Source organism: Pseudodesulfovibrio tunisiensis (assembly GCF_022809775.1).
In the GTDB taxonomy this organism is placed as follows: domain Bacteria; phylum Desulfobacterota; class Desulfovibrionia; order Desulfovibrionales; family Desulfovibrionaceae; genus Pseudodesulfovibrio; species Pseudodesulfovibrio tunisiensis.
The window spans coordinates 104266-121044 of the sequence record NZ_CP094380.1 but is presented as its reverse complement, the minus strand read 5'-3'; the positions used below and the strand labels follow the sequence as shown (position 1 = coordinate 121044).

Below are 16779 nucleotides of genomic sequence, written 5' to 3'. Positions count from 1 at the left end.
GCAACATCATGTCCACGAAGCTCATAAGCGCCAGAAAGAAGCTCAACTCCATCGGCTCCCTGCTCAAGAAGGGCAAGTACATGCCCGCTGTGCAGGCTGTACACGATTCCCTGATCATCATCCTCAAGAACCCGGTGATGAAAAACGAGAAGACCGAATTCGAGGAGCTGCTTCAGAAGGTGACCTATACCCTGAATTCGGACGCGAGCCTGCGCAAGATATACCCGCTGGTGATCAGTTACGATCCCGGTCAGGAACGCAAGCTGCTGGACCAGATGCGTGCCCTGCTTCAGGAATTGCAGAGTCTGGTCAACGACGAGGTGCAGGAAGACATTCAGGCCATGGCAGCAAGGAAGACCACCGAACTCGCCAAGGCCCAATCGCTTCTGGACGGCCAGGAATGGGACAAGGCCAAGTCCGTGTTCGACCAGCTCATCGCGGATTTCGGCGGTGATACGGACCTCAAGGCCGACATCGCCGATCGGTACATCAATTCCGCACGCTATCAGGAAGCCTTCTCCCTGCTTGAGGAAGCTCTTCAGGACGATCCCGGGGCCATACACCTGTACAACCGCATCGGCATGGTCCTGCGCAAGATGCAGGACTTCGCAACAGCGGAAAAGTACTATCTCAAGGCGCTTTCCCTGTCCTCGGATGACGAATATCTGCTGTTCAACATCGGACGGCTCTACTACGACTGGCGCAAATGGCCCAAGATGGCGCAGGCTGCCGAGCGCGCCGTGGAAATCAATCCCGGCTTCGCCGAGGCCGTGAAGATGCTCAAGTTCGCCAAGAAGAAAATGAGCCAGTAGACGCCAATGCATGAAGACGAAAAGAGCGGTCCCTTGCGGGGCTGCTCTTTTTTTGGGTTTTCGGCACCCCTCCCGGGGGGCTTGGCGCTGCCCGGACCCGCCAAGGAGCAAGGCCTCTTCAAATTCCAGAAACGGATATATCCCCAAAAACATCTGACAGTAAAAACAGGTTCCCCAAGCTGCCAGCGGCACAAAAAAAGCCCACCTGACGGCGGGCTTGTTCTTTTGCGAACCGGAACCGCTTACCAGCGGGGGCGGCGTTCGCGGGGGCGCGCTTCGTTCACACGAAGGTCGCGACCCATGAAGTTGGAGCCGTTCAGGGCCTCGATGGCCTTAGTGGCGCCGTCGTCGTCCATCTCCACGAAACCGAAACCACGGGAGCGGCCGGTTTCGCGGTCTTCGATGACACGAGCAGAAGTCACGTCGCCGTATTCGGCGAACAGGGAATGAAGATCCTCGTTGGTGGTGGACCAGGACAAATTGCCGACATAGATGTTCTTAGCCAAAGGAACACTCCGAAAGATAAAAAAACAAAAACACTGTGCCCGCAGCCAATGATTCAAGGCAGATACGGACACGACGACGCATTATGGCCCTTGCTGCACGGCAGCGACCTCCGCCGTCCTCTCAACAAATTCCCCCTATATGCAAACACCGAATCTCGTCAACATATTTCAGTGTGAATCAGCCCTCAAAAAACGGTTTCCAGCGTTGGATTTACGCCTTACCAATTGAAATAAAATGAAAAAACTTTGTGAAAAAAAATTTAAGCAGCCATCTTGACAGCATAGGCGACTTGAACGAACGAACCGCTCATGCTATGGCCGAGAACAGAACAGAGGAGCCCATCACTGTTTTTCTCCAGAAAGAAAGGTATGGAATGAAAAAATTTATTCTTGTTTTCTGGGCCATTGCAATCATGTTTTCCACGACGGCTTTTTGCGGAGAGCCGTTCGACACCATGTATCCGCCCTTTGGCGCGGACATCCGGGACCTGAACACGCAGGGATACTTTGTGAAATACAGGAGTAGCGGCGATGTGGACTACTACAATTACATCGGACCATGCAAACCGCACCGCATTTACGAGACAACCGCGCCGCTGATTGTCTTCGCCTTTGCCAAGGGCAGGCTGTACGCCAGAATCATCCGGGAATGGGGTCGGACCAAGGAGGTGCTGCTGTCCAGTCTGCTGCAGGGCTTGCAACGCGAACCGGATCAGGCCTATGCCGAGGACGGATGGTCGGTCTATGTCTGGGACTTCCCGGAGCGCGATTTCCGCTACAAGCTCAAGTACAACGACGCCACGGGCGAGGCCAAGTCCATACGGTACCATCTCCCCCTGCACAGGGAACTTGACGCACGGAAAAACGGGAAATCGCTTCTGGAGGCGTGGTAGGGCGAAACCGGGGCAAACGAAGCAACGCAACCGCCGCTCCGTTTGCCCGGTCAGGTCAGATGACCTTGAAAAGCATGCGCATGCCCAAAACAAGGACTGCGACAGCCAGAAATCGTTTGACCGCCATCGGAGAAAGACGGGTATGCATGACATGCGAGCCCAGATAACCTCCGAGACAGGCGGCAATGCCCACAGGCAGGGCCATGCCGGGATTGAAATGTCCCATGGACCAATAGGCCGCGAATCCGGTCAGCGAAGAAAATGGCACCACAAGGGCCGTAACCACGGCAATGCGTTTCGGATTGAATCCCGCCATGACCATGAGGGGCGAAATCAGCCCGCCGCCTCCGACGCCAAGCAGGCCGGAAACGAATCCGGCTGCGGCTCCGATGCTCGTCAGCACAGTCAGAGGCCGATCCTCCCGATACTGGTTCGCATATCTGGCCCGCTTGAAAAACAGCATCATGGTGCCGGAAAAGAACAGAAAGGCCACGAAACAGCCAAGCACGAACCGTTCCTCAAGCAGTGTCGAAACATAGGCTCCGACAGGAGCAAGAAACACGGACCCGCCGATCATGGGCAGACACAGGGCCAAATCCAGCTTGCCCTTCCTGAAATTGGACACGCTGGCACCGATCAGGCTGACCGTGTTGACGAACAGCCCGGTAGGGCGCGCCTCCACAAGAGGCACGCCGAACCAGTGCATGACAGGAACCAGCACCAGAGCCGATCCCACACCGCCCAGAGCAAAAACGAAACTCAGCCCAAAGGCGAGCGCGGAAAGCGAATATGCGTCCATGTCCGAAATCCGAATCAGCCGAGCTTGTACAACGGGCCGGGCTTGAACTGCGTGGCAAGCGCTTCCGTGGGAGCGGAAACGCCCTTTACCTCGTCGAATCCCTTGTGCAGGAGATACGTGTAGGCCATTGCGCCACGGAAAATGGCAGCACAGAAAACCACGATCAGCTTGTCCTTGGGCAGTTCGTCAATCCGCGCCGGCAATTCGTGCAGGGGAATGTTCACGGCAAAGGGGAACTCCAGGCAGGCGACTTCCTCGCGGGTGCGAACATCCAGAAAGAACGCCTTGCCTTCCTTGGCCAGCTTGGCCGCAACATCCGCAGGGACAGCGTGTTCTCCAGTGCCGAAGAAATCAAAATCCATCTCAGAAAGAATTTCGTCAATCCGTTCCATTTCAGTCTCTCCAATGGTCTATTTGGCAAAATCACCAAATATCAATATAAAAAAAGACGGCGCCTGCCGTGCCCGAAAACACACATCATTCAACAAAAAGCCGAATGCGGACTACGTGTTACGCCCGGAGAAACATTGCGTCAATGCATTTGCGCGATTGCAGCGGGCAGGCACGATGATTTTGCCCGACCTGCTTCCGACAGATTCAGCGTGTTGCCATACCCGCGGTTTCCTGAAATAATTCGCCGCATGAGTGACAGCAAACCATATCTCACGGAAGACGGCACATTGGTCATCCCTTTCGAATGCGCCGACAACACCGACAAGTACTGGAAAAAGGAAGGCCACAAGATGGCGGAAATCCTGACAGAGCTGAATGCTCCAAAGGAAATCTGGGAAAAATACACGCATGTCCCCTATCCCGAGGACAAGGACGAATAGGAAGCAGCGCCCGCAGACCAGCGGCCTGCGGGCGGGATCATTCTAGTCGAAAGCCATCGAAACCTTCCACTCCTCCCAGACCTTGCCGACCAGATCGGTGCCGGGCTTGAGCACGGACTTGCCGGGCCGCCACCCCGACGGCGTGGCCTGACTCCCCTCGCTGGCCCGAACAAGCTGAAACGCCTGAATCTGGCGCAGGGTTTCGCCCACATTCCTGCCCACGGGCGGCGAAAGCACCTCGAAGCCCTGAATCACGCCATCCGGATCGATCAAAAATCGACCGCGCACATCCACTCCGGCCTCCTCGTCATGGACGCCGTAGGCCTTGCCCACATTGCCTCCCCCATCGGAAAGCATGGGGAACGGCACGGTGCCTGCCGTGATCATTTTGGACAATTCGTGATCCACCCACATCTTGTGTACGAACATGCTGTCCACGCTCATGGAAAGCACCTGTACGCCCAACTTCTCGAATTCGGCATTCTTTTCAGCGACCGCTGAAATCTCGGTCGCTCAGACAAAGGTGAAGTCACCGGGATAGAAGCACAACGCCACCCAGCTCCCGAGATATTCGGAAAGCGTGACCGAGGAAAACTCCCCATCAACATATGCGGGCGCGGAAAAATCCGGCGCCTTCCTGCCTACCTGAATCATCGGCGTTCCTCCTTGCGCTGGCCGAGGTGCATTCTCCACGGAATCGCCCCAGGGGGCGGACTCTCCCACCAGACCGCCCGTGGGTCTGGCGCATCCGATCTTCTTTTCCGGCATGGCTATCCCTCCGGATATTGATTTTTCCCGAACAAGAACTGCCGCAACCAAAGATTTCGTCCATGACGCATATCACATCATTCCCGATCACGCATGGTTATAATCCTCGAAAAAAGACTGACGGCCTATGATACCGAAAAATGCTTCACGGATCGACAGGGCGCGACCGTGAGGCCCCACCTACGCCCCACACGGAGACCAGCCATGACCGCCGATCCCGGAAAACTGGAAATGAAGATTCGCGAAATGTATCCGGAAATAGACAAGCACGGCATAGAAATGTCCGTCGATTTCGACAATCCCAAGGATTGCTGGATCATTACCTTCAACAAGGACGGCAACGTCATGTCCACGCATCTGGAACGCGCGGACGCGAACGATTGTCTCGACGGCAAACGATGCGTGTATCTGGGCAATCAGCTCAGCGGCTTCGTGGATGCCTACTGTCTGGAAAGCGGCAAGTGCCCGGCACGGAAGCCGTCCTGCTGACCGGGGGCCCTCTCGGCACTTGCCGGACAGCGCATGATGGCCTACAAACGCCTTCATGCATTGCATCCGCCACATCAAGCATTGGTTGATCATGTCCGCACCGCTCCTCGCGGTGCTGGGCGTGATCCATTTCCAGATAGGTTCCGAAGCGGACATCGTCCAATTCTTTCAGGCTGAACGAGTCCAAAGCCCGCAACTCGCATCGTGGCTCGCCTGGTTCACCAGCTGGGGCAACAGCCTGTTCTACGTCATCTATGCGGTCATGGTCTTTCGCGCCTTCCGTTCCCGGGACACGTCGCGCAAGCGGTTCGTGTTCGTCTGGCTCGGCGCGCAGCTGGTCATAGCCCTGCTCGCCGTACATTTCACCAAAATGACCATTGGCCGCCCCCGCCCCGGACAGGGAGAGTGGTTCGAACCGCTGACCACCCGCGGCGCACAGCATTCCCTGCCCTCGGGCCATACCACGGAATTCACGGGCTGGACCCTGCCGCTCGGCCTCCGATACTGCCTGCCCTGGCTGTCCGTACTGCTCGGCATTCTGCTGGCAGTCATGGGCTTTTCCCGCGTCTATCTCGGCTGGCACCACCCGTCCGACGTCTTTTTCGGCTGGCTGCTCGGTTCCGTGACCGGCCTCGCCGTCACCCTGCTTGCCCCAAGGAAATCCTGATGAAACGAATCGCCGACACCCTCTGGAACATTTTCGAGCGCCACCCCTGGCTTTCCATGACCGCCGTGGTCATTGCACAGACATGGTTCACGCTGAACAACCGCGCCCTCTGGTTCTCGGACGAAGTCCGGTACGCCAACGCCTACCAGAATCTCGTGCAGCACGGAAAATGGCTGGTGCTCTCCCTGAACGGCCAGCCCTACCCGGACAAGCCGCCGGTCTATTTCTGGTTTCTGTGGCTCATCGACAAGCTCACACCCGCAGACATGCCCACCGTATTCTTCATCGGTTCGGCCCTGTCCGGCCTGCTGTTCCTGTTTGCGGCCCATGCTCTGGCCCGCGCCCTGAAATTTTCCCGATCCGTTTGCGCGGGCTCGTCACTGGTCCTGCTCTCCACGTTCTTTCTCACCGCCCTGTTCCACTATTCGCGCATGGACCTGCTCTTTGCAGCCTGCATCATTCTGGCTCACGCCTGCTTCTACAAGGCGTTCACCAATGACAGGCAGGGGCGCTGGCCCGTCATCGCCTTTGCCCTGTGCGGTCTGGGAACCCTCATCAAGGGACCGCTCGCCATCATCTTTCCCCTGCTCACGTCCGGCCTGTTCCTCGCGTGGAAGGGACAATTCAAAAAGCTGTTCACGCGCCCCATGCTCCTTGGTCTGCTCGCCATGCTGGGCATGATCCTGCTCTGGATCGCAGGCGTGATGATCGCGGAAGGTCCGTCCTTTCTTCTGGACACCGTACTTGGCAAGCACGTGATCCAGCGCGCCACGAACACGTTCCACCACAAGGAATCCCTGGCCTACTATTTCATCGCATTCCCGCTGGCATGGCTTCCGTGGACCCTGTTCGCCGGCGCCGTGAACTTCCGTCCGATGGGCACTGCCGACTTCTGGACCGGATTGTTCGCGGACCGCAAATACGCCGGCCCGAACACCTTCCTCTGGATCATGTTTCTGAGCGGCTTCGCGTTCCTGTCCAGCCTGAGCGGCAAGGTGCTGGTCTACATCCTGCCCCTGTTCCCGCCTCTGGCCATTCTCACGGCCCTGGCTCTGACAGAACTTCCCGCCAAGCGCGCAGCCCGATGGTGGACACTGGCCGCCGGACTGTTCTGCCTGCTCGGCGCGGGCCTGCTTCTGGGCGGAGACTTTCTGCCTTTTCCGGTCCCGGTGCGCGGACTCGGCATTGCCGCAGCCCTGCTCATCACCTTGGGCGTAGGCTTTTTCCTGCTGCGCAGGTCGGGCCACAGGACCGGCCTCATCTTCGCGGCTCTGGCCCTCACGGTCTGGCTCTATCCCGTAGGCTCTCTGGTTGCCCCGTCACTGGACAACGCCATGAGTCCCAAACTCACGGGCCAGACCATGAAACGCTACATCGATGACGGACACACTCCGTTCGCCTACAAGATATATTCCGGCATCTTCACCTATTATGCGGGAAGCGACATCGCGGAATCCTCGGACCTGAACCACATTGCCGCCCGCATCAGGGGGCTGGACAGGGCGATACTGGTCATCCGCGAAAAGCACTGGACGCCATGGAAGAACAGACCCGAAGGGCTGCTCCCGGTGCTCAGGCAGGAAATCTCCGGGCAGAGCTACATCCTTGCCGTGAAGAACTGACTCGAAGAGATGCCGTAGACAATCTCTAGACCAATGGGTATATATTGGAGATGATCAAAACCGCATTCCGCACTCTGGCTCTGTTCGGCCTTGTCGTGATGCTTCCGGCCTGCGCCGCGTATCCCGTGGTGCAGGTGGCTGGCGGCGCCATGACCGCGTATGATGCGGTCATCTGGGCCGAGGGCAACATTCCTGCGGACAGCATCGACCCGAACTGCCGGTACGCCCTGCCGGACAAGGTGCTGGAACGCCGCCTGAACGAACGGCTCCAGCTCAACGCCATCCGTTCGGCGCGCGGATACGTGTTCGACGGCCACGCCTATCTCGTGGGCAGCTTTGCCACGCGCACGGCTGCCGACCATGCCGTCAACGTGGCTTCGGGCGTGGACGGCCTTCAGGTCATCACGGTCAAGTTCTACCCGGCAGACCACGACACCCCGGGCGAAGACATCCGACTTGCCCAAGCCATTTCCGAAGAGTTCTCGCGAACCGGCGCAGTCGGCACCTCCCGCATCCGGGCCGCAGTCGTCGCAGGCAACGCCATTGTCATGGGCGTGGCCAAAACCCCGGCCGACAAGCTCGCTGCCCTGAACGTGGTCCGCAACACCCAAGGCATCGCCGAGGTCGTGGATTACGTCAAAATCACCCAGCCCGAAACAGCTCCTGCGGATCGGAAAGTCTGCTCCGCCAACCAGAAGTAAGTCTCCGACGGCTCAAGAACCTTTTCGAGAAAAGGTTCTTGAGAATCTCCCAAAGCATTTTGGCTCTACGCCGCCTGAAAGGACAAGGGAACTTGTCTGGCTCGTTGGGCGGCGTAGTTGAGCGCGGAAACGCGAATACCTGTCCTGTCGAAAAACACAACTCGGGGGGAACAGGCAAACAAAGGAAAAACATCTCTTTCGGACCACCCGTTTCGAGAATTTGAAGAGGCTGGATGCATGTCCCGGCAGGGCATGCATCCAGCCTCTTCAAATTCTCGAAACATATGGGGATCCAAGGGGCCTTGCTCCTTGGCGGGTCCGGGCAGCGCCCGGCCTCCCGGGAGGGTCGCCGAAGGCATCTCCTACTTCAGCCCCAGACTCTCCGCAGCCTGTCTGGCCAAGGTCTCCACAGTGACATCCATGATTTGCCCCTGATCGAACAGCCGGATTTCCCGAGCATCGCCGTACAGAGCCTTGAGAGCGGGCCGGGCTTCGGTGGCCCCGAGGATACCGAGCGTCCAAGCGGCATAGCCCCGATTGTACGGGTCATCCTCGTCCAGAGCCGCAATGAGAAACCGCTCGCCCTGACTCACGAGTTCGGGCCGGACCTGCGCCAGACGACCAAGCCCCCAAAGCACGCCTCGCCGCAGCTCGGGATGATCCAGAAAATTGCCGTCGCACTTTTCGTCGCAATAGATGTAGGAAGCCAGAATGGTGTGAAATTCCCTTGCAAGCCGTTCATGCCGGGCCATGGCTTCGGCCATGAATTCCGGGATGCCCCAGCCGAGATTGCCGGACTCCTCGTTCATGTACCACATGCAGGTGCGCATGAGCACTCGGGCCTTTTCCATGCCAGCTTCGGCCATGCGCGCGGCAGTCATGCCAAACGCGACCACGGCCCGCCACCGGACATTCTCGTCCCTGTCCAGCCGCAGGGAAAACAAAGGCGGCGCAAGCAGCCCCGGAGCCCAGGCATCCAGTTCCGTCAGCCGATCCTGCCAATCCTCGGCCGCCAATATGTTCCGAACATCCTTCTTTATTTGACGAAATCTCGACATATCTGTCTCCTTTCGGAATATCCTTTATTTTCAGCATGATTCTCGCACAGGATTCATGAAAAGGAAAGCCAGACAGGAAACATTCTCAAGAATGGCAATGCTTCGAATCGACAAAAAAAACAAGCCCTGTCCACACTCGCAGACAGGGCTTGCAGATAAAGCGTCGAAAAGGACCTAGCAGTTGGCCTCGACCTCGGAACGCAGCTCTTCGGGAACGTCGAAACCGGACTCCTCGGCCTTTTTCAGGCATTCGGAAGCCTTGCTCCATTCCTCGCGGCTGGCGTGAATGATGGCCCTGTTGTTCCAGGCCGGACCGAAATGCGGCTGGATGTCGAGCACCTTGGCCAAGGTGACTTCGGCCTCCTCGAAATCGCCCTGAATCATGTAGGCGCTGCTCAGAGTGGACAGGGCCTGCACAAACTTGGGATCGTACTTCAGGGAACGCTTCAGGGCCTTGATGGCATGATCCACGTCGCCCTTCTGAAGCATGACGAATCCGATGTTGCCCCAGGGAACAGCGAAAAAAGGCCGCTGCTTGGTGGCTTCGTTGTTGTAGTTCAGGCAACCGTCCAGATCGCCGCGCTGCAGGGCGATACCGCCGAGCTGCACATAGGCTTCCGCCATCTTGGGCGAATTTGCCACGGCTTCCAGAAACTCGCGTTCGGCTTCCATGAACTCGCGCTTGGCCAGAAAGGCCACGCCCAGATTGTAATGGGTGTTGCCGCAACCGGGGTTGCCCTGGAGTTTGCCTTTGAGGTCCGCGATGTAATCATCGATGTTGTCGAACTGTTCCATGACAATCGTCCTTGATTTTAAAGCTTGATGCCCTGCTTTTCCAGAAAACGGGAATACCAGAGGCAATATTCGTAGATGGGCCGCACCTTTTCGAAATTCATGCACAACATCACGTTGAACTCGCTCACCGCGTCGATGAATTCCTGATTCACCTGACTGCCCATGTCACGGATGAAAAGCTGTGTAAGCTGATGCGCGGTGTGGCCGGACGTATCCGTGCGGATATCGATGGGGTCGAAGGGCGCAGCGAACGGGTCCCACTTGTCGTAACCGATGCGGTCCACGAACTTGCGCCGACGCGGCGACATCTTCTCATACATGAACCGCTTGCGCTCTTCGATCTCCTGCGGAGTCAGAGGCTGTTCGGGCAGATCGGACATGGCTACTCCTCTTCACCCTTGACGTAGCCGCCCAGCACCACGGTGTTTTCCTTGCAGCTGGCGCAAGCCGACTTGTCCTGAGAACAGGAACCGCAGGCATCGGAAACCGGGGCAGCTGGTTTGGGCGCGGGCTTTTTCTCGGCCTTGGGCTCGGCCTTTTTCTCGGACACGCCGAGATAGCCTTCATTGAAATCCGTGATCAGAGCCATGGACACGGGCACGAGCATCTCACCAAGCCCCTTGAAACGGGAACCGATGGATTTGGACAATTCCTCGCTGAGGGCAAGCAGCTTGTCCAGAATGATGTCCATGTTCACGGTGGGATATTTTTCGCCGGGCTTGAATCCGGTCAGGGAACAGGTGTGTGCCTTGCCGCCGATGGACGTGGGCACGCCGTACAGACGGCAGGTGATGGGACGATGCTCGTACAGGGAACAGAGATCGTCATCCGACAGCAGGGGACAGCGGACGCGTGCGCGGGAGACTTCTTCCAGCACCTCGCGGGCGCCTGCGCCATCCCGGCTTGCCTTGAAAACCTTGCGCTTGAGCTTGTGGATCTGGCGATCGGCCTTGTCGGCGCGCTCCATGATCCTGCTGCGTTCCATGCCGGAATAGGCTTGATTGAACTTGTGATTCAGATAGATGGCTTCGACCATGGTGATGTCGAAGAGGGCGTTGCAGCAGTCGCTGCACCCCTTGCCGCACTTGACCAGTTCGCCCATGTCTGCGTCGTGCTCGAACTTCTGGAACACGGCGTCCACTTCGGCGACAACGGCTTCGTACTTCTTGAAAAATTCGCTGAAATCCAGGGCCATTGGTCTCTGCTCCTCCACCGGAAGCGCATACGCGTCCCGGGCCGATGTCAATGCTTTGTGTAATTAAGTCGGATATGGCGGCCGTCAACCATGAAAGGGGAAATTTTCCGGCCTTTTCGCGGAAAGCCGCCTGCGGGGGGAATGCCTGCGGTCGCGTGGGGAAGGAGAATCCCCCGAGAGAAAATACGAGCCGGGAGCGGCAGAGGACCGCCGCTCCCGGACGTGATCGGAATTATCCGAGACTAATCTTCTTCGACGGTGATGGCGTCCTGCTCGCAAACTTCCACGCAGGATTCACAGCCAAGGCACTCTTCCTCGTTCACGGGAACAGCCTTGCCGTCCTGGAGCTCGTAGACTTCCACGGGGCAGACATCAACACATTCGCCGTCACCAACACATTTGTCATTGTCGACAGTAATTCTGTAGCCCATTTTTCCCTCCAAGATACTTTTTTGCGGGGTTGGCCTCGGGTCAAAGGCCTGTTGAGTTTTCCGCCGATCGCAGTCTATTCGCGTTTCTCGACGGGTCTCTTCCGTTAATGCGACAATCCGGAGCAAAAACACCGGACTCGGATTGCTGATATAACCATGCCAGCCCTGTGTCAAGACAGATGTGGGATTTGCCTTCAGGTGCCTGAAGTCGCGCAAATGAAACCCGGTTGTGATTGCGCCCCGACTCGTTTACCCTATCAGGCCGATTGCTACCCTATTTAACGGAAGGATATACACATGTTCACACAAGACGAACTCAAAAAATACGCGGAAACCCTGTGGTGGGGACTGGCTACGGCCCGCACCAAACCCTATGAGACCGGAGACCTGATTCTGCTCCGCTACGATCTTGAAGCTCTGCCTCTGGCCGAGGCCATGTACGACCTGCTCGTGGAAAAAGGACTGTGTCCGATCGTACGTGCCAACCCCTCCCCGAAGATGGACCTGTCCTTCTACGGCAAGGGCACCGACGAACAGCTCAAGGCCATTGCGCCCGGGGACCGGGAATTCACCGGGAATCTGAACGGCCTGATCTCCCTGATCGCGCCCTCGTCCCTGACCCATCTCAAGGATGTGGATTCCGGCCGCATCGGCATGGCTGCAGTGGCGCGCAAATTCATGCGCGAAATAATGGACGCGCGCGAACAGACCGGGGATTTCGGCTGGACCCTGTGCATCTACCCGACCAAAGCCATGGCCGAAGCCGCGGGCATGTCACTGGATGATTTCAAGCAGCAGGTGGTCAAGGCCTGCTATCTGGATCAGGAAAACCCGCCCGCCAAATGGGCATCGGTGTTCGAGGACGCGCAAAAGGTCAAGGCATGGCTCAACGGCCTCGGCATCCGCTCCCTGCACATCAAATCCGAACACACCGACCTGACCGTAGTGCCGGGCGAGCAGCCAGGCCAGTGGCTCGGCGTTTCCGGCCACAACATTCCGAGCTTCGAAATCTTCCTGTCCCCGGACCACCGCCACACCCGGGGCGTGTACTACGCGGACCAGCCCTCCTACCGCTCCGGCAACTTCGTGGAAGGTGTGCGTCTGTCCTTCAACGACGAAGGCGTTGCCGTGGACGTGCAGGCCAAGCAGGGTGAGGATTTCGTGAAAAAGCAGCTCCAGATGGACCCCGGGGCCGCCCGCATCGGAGAATTCTCCCTCACGGACCGCCGTTTCTCCCAGATCAGCGAATTCATGGCCAATACCCTGTTCGACGAAAACTTCGGCGGCGATTACGGCAACTGCCACATTGCTGTGGGCGCATCCTACGCCGACACCTTTGCCGGGGATCAATCCACGCTGGACACGGCCAAGAAAAATGAACTCGGATTCAACTCCTCGGCCCTGCACTGGGATCTGGTCAACACCGAACCCAAGACCGTGACCGCAACACTGGAAGACGGCTCCGAAGTGGTCATCTACGAAAACGGCGAATTCAAAAACGAGTAGGATCATGAGCAAACGGAACATCTACCTCAGCACAGTGCCTCCGGAACAGGCCGTGATTCTGGCCAAGCAAAACCTCGACCGCGACGCGCTGCTGGGCGTGGAGACCGTGCCGACTCATGAGGCGGCCGGGCGGGTCACGGCTGCTCCCGTGATCGCCCGGTGCTCCTCGCCGACCTTTCATTCCGCGGCCATGGACGGCATTGCCGTCCGGGCCGAGGACACCTTTGCCGCGCGCGAGGACCTGCCCGTGCGCCTGTCCCACCCCGATCAATTCCAGTTCGTGAACACGGGCAATCCCCTGCCTTCGGGCATGAATGCCGTGATCATGATCGAAAACGTGGTGCAGGTGGACGAAGTCACCGTCGAAGTGGACACCCCGGCCTTTCCGTGGCAGCACGTTCGCCGCATCGGCGAGGACATCGTGGCCACGGAACTGCTCCTGCCCCAGAACCGGGAACTCACGCCCTGCGACCTCGGTGCGCTTCTGTCCGCCGGCCTCTATGAAGTGACGGTTCATGAACGTCCCCGGGCCGCATTTCTGCCCACGGGCGATGAAGTGCTGAACTTCCGGGATCATCCCGAACCCGAGGCCGGGCAGGTCATTGAATCCAATTCACAGGTCTTCCGCGCCTACGCCGCATCCTGGGGCATGGATGCGACATGGTCCACACCGGTTCCGGATTGTGCTGCGGCTCTGGAACAGGCCGTGCTCGACGCATTGGACAAGGGCAATCACATCGTGATCGTGGGAGCCGGCTCCTCGGCTGGCAGCAAGGACTTCTCCAGAACCGTGTTCTCCTCGCTGGGCAAGGTGCTGGTCCACGGTATCAGCGTGATGCCGGGCAAACCCACCCTGCTTGCCGTGACCGACGAACGCTCGGGGCATCCGGGGCGCCTGCTTGTGGGCGCACCGGGCTATCCGGTCAGCGCCGTGGTCTGCCACGAAAAGATTCTTGCCCCCATCGCATCGTGGCTCATGCGCAAGGCCGAACCAGCCCGGGCCACAGCCGAAGTGGTCATGGCCCGCAAGACCCCGTCCAAACCCGGCATGCGCGAGGCCATTCGGCTGGCCTGCGGTCGCATCGGCGACAGGCTGATCGGCGCGCCTCTGGCTCGCGGCGCGGGCATGATCACCACCATGACCAAGGCACAGGCCGTGGCCTATGTTCCCGAGGAATCCGAAGGGGTGGAACAGGGTGAAACCCTGCGCGCGGAACTGCTGGTTCCCGAAGCGGAAATGAACCGCGTGCTGGTGCATGTGGGCAGCCACGACAATACGCTGGACCTGCTGGCCAACGAACTCATGGGCCTTGCCGAACCGCTCCGTCTCGTGTCCAGCCACGCAGGCAGCATGGGCGGACTGAACGCGCTCAAGGCAGGCTCCGCCCTGTTTGCAGGCGCACATCTGTTCGATCCGGAAACAAACGATTTCAACTTCCCGTTCCTCAAACGCTATCTGCCGGACATGGACGTGACCGTGATCAACCTCGCGATCCGTCATCAGGGCCTGATCGTGGGCAAGGGCAATCCCCTGAACATTCAGGGAGTGGCCGATCTGACGCGCGAGGACGTGAGCTTCATCAACCGTCAGCGCGGAGCCGGGACCCGAATTCTGCTCGACCATCACCTCAGACAGGCCGCCATCGATCCGCGCTCGGTGCAGGGGTATGACAACGAGGAATTCACGCATATGGCCGTGGCCGTGAACGTGCTGACCGGGGCCGCCTCCTGCGGACTGGGCATTTATGCCGCGGCAAAGGCCCTTGAGCTGGACTTCGTGCCGCTGGCCCACGAGAGGTATGATCTGGTCATTCCCACGGCACATCTGAATGATCCCCGCATCGTCAGTCTGCTCGAACTGGTGCGCTCTCCGCGCCTGCAGCAGGCTGTCCGCGACCTCGGCGGCTATGAAACCGACCTTGCGGGCCGGGAGATGCAACCGGGCATGGGACTCGGCCACTAGGCACCGAACCGTGACAGAAAAAAGCCCGGAGCATTCAGCCCCGGGCTTTTTCTGTCACGAAATCACCGGACCAGTACCGAAGCCCGGACCGCGAAATCCCGCAGTTGTTTCTCCAGCTTCAACTGAAGCATGCCCTTTTCACTGCCAGCCAGCGCAGCTTCGCATGCCTGCGAGGCCACCCCGTCCGGACCGTTGCAGCCGTCCACGGGCGTGAACGAGTCCGCATCCTTCCAAAGACTTCTGCCCGGCAGAAAGGATTGTTCCAACCCATTGCGCGAGGCCCGGACAATGGCCGCATAGTCGAATCCGTGCTCCTGCACGGCGCGCTGGTATTCATGCGTCAGGTCGATGCGCGCCACGCCCGCGTCGTCCGTGTTGAGCGTAATCGGAATTCCGGCCGACGCATAGGTTTGCAACGGATGTCGGTCGCCCTTCACTCCGAGGATCTGATCGTTGCTCGACAGACATATTTCCACGGACACGCCCTTTTCCCGCATGCCCGCCAGCAGACCGGGCATGTCCTCCTCGAACGGCAGGTCCACACCGTGGCCGATGCGTTTTGCCCCGGCCACCTCCACGGCCTGCCGAATGTGAAACCGCAACCCCTCGGGTTCCACCAGCCCCAGACGCAACTCCCCGGCATGCAGAGTCACGCTGGTTTCCGGAAAATGTTTGCGCAATCCCTGAATCATGCGCATGTGCAACGCATAGTTTCTCATGGATGCGGGGTTGTCCTCGGGAGCCACCAGATTGAACCCCACCACATGCGGCTCGTCCCGGCACAGGGCAAAGGCATAGGCAAACTGGGCGAAAACCGCTTCAGGCTGCAGCACGCGTATGCACTGCTCCAGCCAGCGCACGGTCACGCCCTGTCCCGAGGTTCCGGCAACCAGCCTGGCAGCCTCCTGTTCCACGGCGCGAATCTGTGCGCGTACCGCAGGAATGGTCTCGAACACTCCGGTGTGTCTCAGCCGTTCGAACGTCGCATCCGGATCTCCGTCCCATCCGGCCTTGCGCGCAGCCCCCTTCAGCTCCGGCGGGAAAAAGGATTTCATCAGCTCCAGATACAGCACATTGCCCTGCCCGGCCTCCTGCATTGCCTGCGCCAGCATTTTTCCGGTATTTCCGTCCGAGGCCGGGCCGAAGCGGTCGAACGTGGCAAAGAAATTGTCATGCCCCCACATGGCCCGGGTGCAATCGAAATCGCGGTTGGACATGAAGTCCACCATGCGCCCGTACAGCACCGCATCGCCCAAGGCCTGTTCCGCAGGCTGCGTCCCCGGCCCGCACGGCGGCTGGCTCAACCCCAGAGGTTCGGTTGACACGCATAATCCCTGTTCCATGCTCCAGCGCAGAAAATCCTCGGCATACACAGCGCCGCTCAGATGGGAATGCAGTTCCCCGCCCTTGGGAAACTCGGACAGAAAGGCCCGCAAGCGAACCGGATCATCCCGAACCTCCTCGAACGCCGAAGCCGCAGCCATGACAGCGTTGTCCCGGCCTTCATGCCCGCGAGCAGCGCACCCCAATGCCGTTGCCATGAACAGAAGGAGCAGCGCCCATGCCATCACCTGTTTCATGCCGCGAATCCCATGCATCATCCAGCCTCCCTGCCGTGTTTCCGATCCCGTCCACAATGGATTGTTTCCAAATACCATCCGGCCGGATTCGGGACAAGCCGGGATATCGATTTTCCAGCTTCGTCCAAAAGAAACGACCACTGCCGTGTGACGGCAGTGGT

At 58.9% G+C, this 16779-nt stretch carries 19 protein-coding genes; 9 read left to right on the top strand and 10 right to left on the bottom strand.

The genetic code is table 11. The annotated features are described in order from the left end of the window. The first annotated feature begins 8 nt into the window (after nucleotides 1-8). Nucleotides 9-812 (top strand): tetratricopeptide repeat protein, encoded by an 804-nt coding sequence (locus MPN23_RS00615; protein ID WP_243545540.1) that lies wholly within the window; start codon nucleotides 9-11, stop codon nucleotides 810-812. A gap of 242 nt (nucleotides 813-1054) precedes the next feature. On the opposite strand, the gene MPN23_RS00610 is transcribed toward MPN23_RS00615, so the two are convergent. Further along, nucleotides 1055-1318, bottom strand: coding sequence for an RNA recognition motif domain-containing protein (locus tag MPN23_RS00610; protein WP_243545539.1), 264 nt, complete (start codon nucleotides 1316-1318; stop codon nucleotides 1055-1057). 374 nt (nucleotides 1319-1692) lie between these two features. Between MPN23_RS00610 and MPN23_RS00605 the strand changes: the two genes are divergently transcribed. Continuing rightward, nucleotides 1693-2211, top strand: coding sequence for a hypothetical protein (locus MPN23_RS00605; protein ID WP_243545538.1), 519 nt, complete (start codon nucleotides 1693-1695; stop codon nucleotides 2209-2211). A gap of 55 nt (nucleotides 2212-2266) precedes the next feature. Here MPN23_RS00605 and MPN23_RS00600 read toward each other — a convergent pair whose 3' ends face one another. Both MPN23_RS00600 and MPN23_RS00595 read right to left on the bottom strand, forming a co-directional pair. Next, nucleotides 2267-3010, bottom strand: coding sequence for a sulfite exporter TauE/SafE family protein (locus MPN23_RS00600; RefSeq protein ID WP_243545537.1), 744 nt, complete (start codon nucleotides 3008-3010; stop codon nucleotides 2267-2269). A gap of 14 nt (nucleotides 3011-3024) precedes the next feature. Then, on the bottom strand, nucleotides 3025-3402 hold the full coding sequence (locus MPN23_RS00595) for a rhodanese-like domain-containing protein (RefSeq protein ID WP_243545536.1): 378 nt from the start codon (nucleotides 3400-3402) through the stop codon (nucleotides 3025-3027). Between the two features lie 249 nt (nucleotides 3403-3651). Here MPN23_RS00595 and MPN23_RS00590 point away from each other — a divergent pair, with 249 nt between their 5' ends. Then, complete coding sequence (locus MPN23_RS00590; protein ID WP_243545535.1) at nucleotides 3652-3843, top strand: hypothetical protein; 192 nt, start codon at nucleotides 3652-3654, stop codon at nucleotides 3841-3843. A 42-nt stretch (nucleotides 3844-3885) separates the two neighbouring features. Here MPN23_RS00590 and prxU read toward each other — a convergent pair whose 3' ends face one another. Next, nucleotides 3886-4611, bottom strand: a complete 726-nt coding sequence (gene prxU / locus MPN23_RS00585) for a thioredoxin-dependent peroxiredoxin (protein WP_243545534.1) — start codon at nucleotides 4609-4611, stop codon at nucleotides 3886-3888. A gap of 204 nt (nucleotides 4612-4815) precedes the next feature. Between prxU and MPN23_RS00580 the strand changes: the two genes are divergently transcribed. From MPN23_RS00580 to MPN23_RS00565, 4 genes are all read left to right on the top strand, one after another. Next, complete coding sequence (locus tag MPN23_RS00580; protein ID WP_243545533.1) at nucleotides 4816-5100, top strand: hypothetical protein; 285 nt, start codon at nucleotides 4816-4818, stop codon at nucleotides 5098-5100. A 91-nt stretch (nucleotides 5101-5191) separates the two neighbouring features. Then, complete coding sequence (locus tag MPN23_RS00575; protein WP_243545532.1) at nucleotides 5192-5767, top strand: phosphatase PAP2 family protein; 576 nt, start codon at nucleotides 5192-5194, stop codon at nucleotides 5765-5767. After that, a complete protein-coding gene (locus MPN23_RS00570; protein ID WP_243545531.1) occupies nucleotides 5767-7389 on the top strand; it encodes an ArnT family glycosyltransferase in 1623 nt (540 codons plus the stop codon). The genes MPN23_RS00575 and MPN23_RS00570 overlap by 1 nt, the downstream gene beginning before the upstream one ends. A 50-nt stretch (nucleotides 7390-7439) precedes the next feature. After that, on the top strand, nucleotides 7440-8090 hold the full coding sequence (locus tag MPN23_RS00565) for a BON domain-containing protein (RefSeq protein WP_243545530.1): 651 nt from the start codon (nucleotides 7440-7442) through the stop codon (nucleotides 8088-8090). 362 nt (nucleotides 8091-8452) lie between these two features. Here the strand turns inward: MPN23_RS00565 and MPN23_RS00560 are convergent, their stop codons facing one another. The 5 genes from MPN23_RS00560 to MPN23_RS00540 form a co-directional block, all read right to left on the bottom strand. Continuing rightward, nucleotides 8453-9148 (bottom strand): DVU0298 family protein, encoded by a 696-nt coding sequence (locus MPN23_RS00560; RefSeq protein ID WP_243545529.1) that lies wholly within the window; start codon nucleotides 9146-9148, stop codon nucleotides 8453-8455. A gap of 174 nt (nucleotides 9149-9322) precedes the next feature. After that, the gene (locus MPN23_RS00555) at nucleotides 9323-9943 is read right to left on the bottom strand and encodes a tetratricopeptide repeat protein (RefSeq protein WP_243545528.1); all 621 of its coding nucleotides are present in this window, start codon (nucleotides 9941-9943) and stop codon (nucleotides 9323-9325) included. A gap of 17 nt (nucleotides 9944-9960) precedes the next feature. Beyond that, nucleotides 9961-10323 carry a hypothetical protein gene (locus tag MPN23_RS00550; RefSeq protein WP_243545527.1) on the bottom strand — a complete coding sequence of 121 codons (363 nt, stop codon included), beginning with the start codon at nucleotides 10321-10323 and terminating at the stop codon, nucleotides 9961-9963. Between the two features lie 2 nt (nucleotides 10324-10325). Further along, nucleotides 10326-11138, bottom strand: coding sequence for a YkgJ family cysteine cluster protein (locus tag MPN23_RS00545; protein ID WP_243545526.1), 813 nt, complete (start codon nucleotides 11136-11138; stop codon nucleotides 10326-10328). A 242-nt stretch (nucleotides 11139-11380) separates the two neighbouring features. Further along, nucleotides 11381-11569 (bottom strand): ferredoxin, encoded by a 189-nt coding sequence (locus MPN23_RS00540; protein ID WP_243545525.1) that lies wholly within the window; start codon nucleotides 11567-11569, stop codon nucleotides 11381-11383. A 297-nt stretch (nucleotides 11570-11866) separates the two neighbouring features. On the opposite strand from MPN23_RS00540, the gene MPN23_RS00535 reads away from it, so the two are divergent. Together MPN23_RS00535 and MPN23_RS00530 are read left to right on the top strand one after the other, a co-directional pair. Then, complete coding sequence (locus tag MPN23_RS00535; protein ID WP_243545524.1) at nucleotides 11867-13075, top strand: aminopeptidase; 1209 nt, start codon at nucleotides 11867-11869, stop codon at nucleotides 13073-13075. A 4-nt stretch (nucleotides 13076-13079) separates the two neighbouring features. Next, nucleotides 13080-15038: a molybdopterin biosynthesis protein gene (locus tag MPN23_RS00530; RefSeq protein WP_243545523.1), complete on the top strand. Its 1959-nt coding sequence runs from the start codon at nucleotides 13080-13082 to the stop codon at nucleotides 15036-15038. Between the two features lie 62 nt (nucleotides 15039-15100). Here MPN23_RS00530 and MPN23_RS00525 read toward each other — a convergent pair whose 3' ends face one another. After that, a complete protein-coding gene (locus tag MPN23_RS00525) occupies nucleotides 15101-16618 on the bottom strand; it encodes an adenosine deaminase family protein (protein WP_243545522.1) in 1518 nt (505 codons plus the stop codon). Between the last annotated feature and the right edge of the window lie 161 nt (nucleotides 16619-16779).

Coding starts and splice junctions, on each gene's coding strand:
- MPN23_RS00575 (WP_243545532.1), top strand. CDS start 5,192: ATGTCCGCACCGCTCCTCGCGGTGCTGGGCGTGATCCATTTCCAGATA.
- MPN23_RS00615 (WP_243545540.1), top strand. CDS start 9: ATGTCCACGAAGCTCATAAGCGCCAGAAAGAAGCTCAACTCCATCGGC.
- MPN23_RS00545 (WP_243545526.1), bottom strand. CDS start 11,138: ATGGCCCTGGATTTCAGCGAATTTTTCAAGAAGTACGAAGCCGTTGTC.
- MPN23_RS00570 (WP_243545531.1), top strand. CDS start 5,767: ATGAAACGAATCGCCGACACCCTCTGGAACATTTTCGAGCGCCACCCC.
- MPN23_RS00580 (WP_243545533.1), top strand. CDS start 4,816: ATGACCGCCGATCCCGGAAAACTGGAAATGAAGATTCGCGAAATGTAT.
- MPN23_RS00595 (WP_243545536.1), bottom strand. CDS start 3,402: ATGGAACGGATTGACGAAATTCTTTCTGAGATGGATTTTGATTTCTTC.
- MPN23_RS00560 (WP_243545529.1), bottom strand. CDS start 9,148: ATGTCGAGATTTCGTCAAATAAAGAAGGATGTTCGGAACATATTGGCG.
- MPN23_RS00605 (WP_243545538.1), top strand. CDS start 1,693: ATGAAAAAATTTATTCTTGTTTTCTGGGCCATTGCAATCATGTTTTCC.
- MPN23_RS00540 (WP_243545525.1), bottom strand. CDS start 11,569: ATGGGCTACAGAATTACTGTCGACAATGACAAATGTGTTGGTGACGGC.
- MPN23_RS00600 (WP_243545537.1), bottom strand. CDS start 3,010: ATGGACGCATATTCGCTTTCCGCGCTCGCCTTTGGGCTGAGTTTCGTT.
- MPN23_RS00525 (WP_243545522.1), bottom strand. CDS start 16,618: ATGAAACAGGTGATGGCATGGGCGCTGCTCCTTCTGTTCATGGCAACG.
- MPN23_RS00550 (WP_243545527.1), bottom strand. CDS start 10,323: ATGTCCGATCTGCCCGAACAGCCTCTGACTCCGCAGGAGATCGAAGAG.
- MPN23_RS00555 (WP_243545528.1), bottom strand. CDS start 9,943: ATGGAACAGTTCGACAACATCGATGATTACATCGCGGACCTCAAAGGC.
- MPN23_RS00530 (WP_243545523.1), top strand. CDS start 13,080: ATGAGCAAACGGAACATCTACCTCAGCACAGTGCCTCCGGAACAGGCC.
- MPN23_RS00535 (WP_243545524.1), top strand. CDS start 11,867: ATGTTCACACAAGACGAACTCAAAAAATACGCGGAAACCCTGTGGTGG.
- MPN23_RS00590 (WP_243545535.1), top strand. CDS start 3,652: ATGAGTGACAGCAAACCATATCTCACGGAAGACGGCACATTGGTCATC.
- MPN23_RS00565 (WP_243545530.1), top strand. CDS start 7,440: ATGATCAAAACCGCATTCCGCACTCTGGCTCTGTTCGGCCTTGTCGTG.